Genomic DNA, 4479 nt, shown 5'->3' on the forward strand with positions numbered 1-4479 from the left:
TGTTTTGGGATTGATATTACGTTCAGCCATCATCTTTTCAGATTCAGCCATCAAAACTTCAATCTCCTCACCAGCCTTGAATCGCTCATAGCGATCCAAAACACCGGATGTGGTGAATAGTTGGACCACAGAATCACTCGGTTGGGCACCGTTCTTCATCCAGTGATAAATGCGGTCTTCCTTAACCTCGATTGTGGAAGGGTCTGTGCGTGGATTGTAGAAACCCAAATTTTCGAGAAAACGCCCATCGCGGGGTTTTTCTTTTTCTGCGGCAACGATACGATAAGAAGGTTGCCCCTTCATGCCTACACGGCGCAAACGAATACGAACCATCGAATTATACTCCTTCGAACTTTGTTATATTTTATAAATTATTTGAGATCGAGGATCAAAAGAAAGTGAGGGCGCTAAAGGGGGCGCTTCTTTCTATTTTTCTCAATCCTAACCAAACAAACGTGAGAGACCACGTCCGCCAGATTTTTGAAGTGTTTTGAAGAGCTTTCGTGTTTCACGAAATTGCTTCATCAGCCGATTGACATCCTGGACCTGATTTCCAGAACCTGCAGCAATCCGTCGGCGGCGGCTGGCATTAAGTATATCTGGATTTCTTCGTTCCTGCACGGTCATCGAACTTAGGATCGCTTCCGTGCGTTTGAGCTGGTTTTCCATCTCATCAGGCGGGATATCACGCGCCGCCTGCCCCATTTGGCCGGGCAGCATATCCATGATCTGCCCAAGCGGTCCCATTTTGCGGACCTGTCGCATCTGGTCCATCCAGTCTTCCATGGTGAACTCGCCGCTCATTAATTTCGATGCCTGCATCTCTGCATCCTCGGCATCGAAGGCAGCCTCGGCTTTTTCGATCAGGCCGATCATATCGCCCATCCCCAGAATGCGGGAGGAGAGCCGCGCGGGATCGTAAGATTCGAGGGCGTCCAGTTTTTCTCCGGTGCCAAGGAATTTGATCGGGACCCCTGTGACCGAGCGAATGGAGATCGCTGCGCCCCCTCGGGCATCACCGTCCATTTTGGCGATGATCAAACCGGTCAACGAGATCGTATCACGAAAACCCTGTGCAATCGGCAAAGCCTCCTGCCCGAGCATAGCATCAACAACAAGGAGTGTTTCCACTGGGTTGGTGTTTTTTGCCACCGCACTCAACTCATTCATCAAAAGGTCGTCGAGTTGGGATCGTCCCGCCGTATCAATGATGAGAAGAGTATAACCGCCTTTTTCAGCTTGCTTCAAGGCTTTGGCCGCCAGCTTTTCAGGTTTGAGACCTTCTTCCCAGAAGACGGGAACACCTGCGCGTTCCCCGAGGGCCTGAAGTTGCTGTGCCGCGGCTGGCCTGTAAGGGTCACCGGCAGCCAGCATGACGCGTTCTCCCCGAGCTCGCATGATCTGAGCTAACTTCCCAGCAGTGGTAGTTTTGCCCGCGCCCTGCAAACCTACCAGCATGATAACGCGTGGTTTAGGTCCACTTAATTGAAGTGGAGCGGGGTCGCCGAGGGTGGCTATCAATTCATCATGAACAATTTTAATGATCTGCTGACCAGGATTTAGCGCTTTATTGACTTCCGCACCAACGGCTCTCTCCCGCAAACGAGCGACCAAATCTTTAACCACGCTATAATGCACGTCCGCTTCGAGCAGGGCCAGGCGCACCTCCCGCATCGCAATGTCGACATCCTCTGTAGAGAGTTTGCCTCGGCGCTTGAGTTTATCAAAGACCTGATTGAGTCGTCCGGTTAGTGTTTCAAACAAAGCGTTTCCTGTTCAGGGTTTTAAAAAGCCGTCAGATTTTAGCGTGGAAAAGCTGGATGGTCAAGGGATTTCTTCGGAAATTAATGAAGAGTGTGAAAAATAATAGTGGTAAACCCTATCGAAAATCGTCCAGACGTGTCCCACCGGCCCGTTTTAATGCCGACTCATCTCGCAATTTACTCCACGTATCCTTGGTAAAGAAGGGGAGATATAAAAGCAGGCAGGTAGCAATTCCCAGCGCTTCCATATACAGTAGATAAACAGGCCAATCGGGGAGAAGGTCCAGAAGGCTGGCGGTGGGTGGTTTGTGGTTAAGATAAAGGTAATTACTCCCGATCAATGTATTTATACCAAATACAACCGCCAGATAAATATTTGTGATCACAAAAACACGCAGGAGAGATTTCCAGGTCGGGCGCATTTTTTCAACGACAGTCATATAGATGGCGGCGATAATAATGAAACCATGTGAGATGAAAGTTTGAAAAAAACGAAAATGGGGAAAGCCATAAATGCCAGCGTCTGGAGTGAGGAGTGCCTGTAATGCACCGCCAATTCCCAAAAAGTAGACAAATTCATAAAGTTTATAGCTTTTCTTTATCAACATCAACGCACTGAGCCAAACAAGGATACTGCAAATATGCAGTGGAAGCATTTTTTGAATTGTCCATTCGTCATAAAAATATGCCCATGTATGCCAGGATATTTCGTTGATGATCAGTATTGCTGCCACGGTATCGCGGAAATTTTCTTTGTTTTTTCGATAAAACTTATTCCGCGAGATAACGATTAAGAGAATCGCCAGAGTAATTCCGCCTAATGCTGCAAGATGGAAAAGATCGAAAAGCACAAAAGGGTCTCCCTGGTAATCTGAAATCAGATAGGGGGTGATATATTCCCCTAAAAAGTCAGTGATTATTTGCAAAATTTGATTTGCGTCCATGAGGTTAAATCCATCCTATACTGATAAAAATGATCAAAGCAATTATATACTAAGAGAAAATATCCAGGGCGTGCTCCATATCTGCGATCAAATCTTCTGTATCCTCGATGCCGGTAGAGTAGCGGATCAGACCTTCCGGGATGCCCAGGGCGGCGCGCTCTTCCTGCGTACACTCGACATGACTGGTCGTGGCGGGTGGCCCGACAATGGTTTCGACCGCTCCCAAATTGGCGGCTGCGTGGGCAAAGCGAAGTCGAGGCAGGAATCGACTAACAGCCTCCAGGCTATCTTCCTTCAACATGAAGCTGAGCATCCCGCCAAATCCCCGCATCTGTTGACGGGCGATCTGATGCCCTTCATGCGAGGCCAGACCGGGATAGTAGACGCGTCCAATCGCAGGATGTGATTCGAGATATTGAGCGATTTTCAGGGCGCTTTCGTTTTGTTGCTTAATACGCAGATGAAGGGTTTTCATCCCGCGCAGGATCAGATAGGAGGCCATCGGATGGAGAGTGGCCCCATTGATCTCACGATAATGATAGATCTGATCGATCAGATCCTTCGGGCCACAGATCACACCGCCGAGGGCATCGGCATGCCCGCCAAGGAATTTGGTGGCACTATGCAGAACCAGGTCTGCTCCCAGTTGCAACGGGTTTTGATTGATGGGAGTGGCGAAAGTATTATCAACAATGACGATTGTGCCAACAGCATGGGCGGCTTTAGCCAGGCGGGCGATATCGATTACTTTTGTGGTCGGGTTGGTTGGGCTTTCGAGATAAAGGAGTTTGCAGCCTTTGGCAAGCTCTTTTTCCAAGGCCTCATGATCTGTGGTATCGCAGAGGGTAGCCTCAATCCCAAAGCGGGGCAGGAATTCGGTGAAGATCACACTGGTGCCACCATAGGTGTCTTTTACAGAGACGACACGTTCGCCGGGAGAAAGTAAGGTGAAGAGGGCACTGCTGATGATCCCCATCCCTGTGGAGGCGCTGGTTGCGGCTTCTGCATCTTCCAGATCGCGAATTTTTTCTTCGAAAACATGCACGGTTGGATTTGTGTTTCGCCCGTAGATGTGGCCTTCTTTCTTCCCTAGGGCGACCTGCATCCACTCATCCATATCCTTATACCCAAAAGATACGCTGTGAACGATGGGCACCTGCGTAGCGCCCTGCATTAAATATTCTTCTTCGCCGGCCCAAACACTGCGTGTTCCCATTTGTGGTTTATTTTTCATTTTTATTACTCCGTAGTTTTTCTCAGTATGACTGCTACTCTTTTTATAGGTGGAACGGTGACCGTACGGGGATAAATCCCCTGCTCAGTGCCTTGAAGCCCTATCGGGCTAAAAACAGAGTCGGTCTCATTCGATTTCCATGAATTGAGGCAGGACTTCAGTCCGCACCGATTTGATCGTAGAAAAAACTGTTGAGGGCCTAATTGTTGAGATTGACAACCTTCCAACCCCTTGACCTTCTAACTTTAAAACCTGCAACCTTAAACCTTCAAATCCTCACAGCCCCAACCACTGGCTCGCTTCCTTTGCCAACTCTCTGAGCGGCGCGACACGCATCGTGCATTGGGGCAGCGAGTCAATAAAGAGTTTTCCGTACTGCTTTGTCTGAACGCGTCTATCGAAAATGACAACCACGCCGCGGTCTTGCGCAGAGCGGATCAGCCGTCCAAATCCCTGCCTGAATTGGAGAATTGCTTCGGGGAGATAGTATTGGTGAAAGGCATTCTCATAAAGCTCTGAGCGTGCGGCGATCAGCGGG

Annotated in this window: 5 protein-coding genes; all 5 read right to left on the bottom strand. The window is 49.1% G+C overall.

Annotated elements, in window-relative coordinates; translation table 11 throughout:
- The coding region (rpsP, locus tag AC3DOM_RS15600; RefSeq protein WP_487919967.1) for a 30S ribosomal protein S16 at window positions 1-333 on the bottom strand (333 nt) is incomplete at its 3' end.
- A 108-nt stretch (window positions 334-441) separates the two neighbouring features.
- Window positions 442-1764, bottom strand: a complete 1323-nt coding sequence (ffh, locus tag AC3DOM_RS15605) for a signal recognition particle protein (RefSeq protein WP_487919968.1) — start codon at window positions 1762-1764, stop codon at window positions 442-444.
- 115 nt (window positions 1765-1879) lie between these two features.
- Complete coding sequence (locus AC3DOM_RS15610; RefSeq protein ID WP_487919969.1) at window positions 1880-2707, bottom strand: YwaF family protein; 828 nt, start codon at window positions 2705-2707, stop codon at window positions 1880-1882.
- Window positions 2708-2756: 49 nt separating this feature from the next.
- Window positions 2757-3941 carry a cystathionine gamma-synthase family protein gene (locus tag AC3DOM_RS15615; RefSeq protein WP_487919970.1) on the bottom strand — a complete coding sequence of 395 codons (1185 nt, stop codon included), beginning with the start codon at window positions 3939-3941 and terminating at the stop codon, window positions 2757-2759.
- A gap of 276 nt (window positions 3942-4217) precedes the next feature.
- On the bottom strand, window positions 4218-4479 hold a 262-nt coding region (locus tag AC3DOM_RS15620), incomplete at its 5' end, for a helicase C-terminal domain-containing protein (RefSeq protein ID WP_487919971.1).

It is taken from the genome of Candidatus Desulfolinea nitratireducens (genome assembly GCF_982879505.1).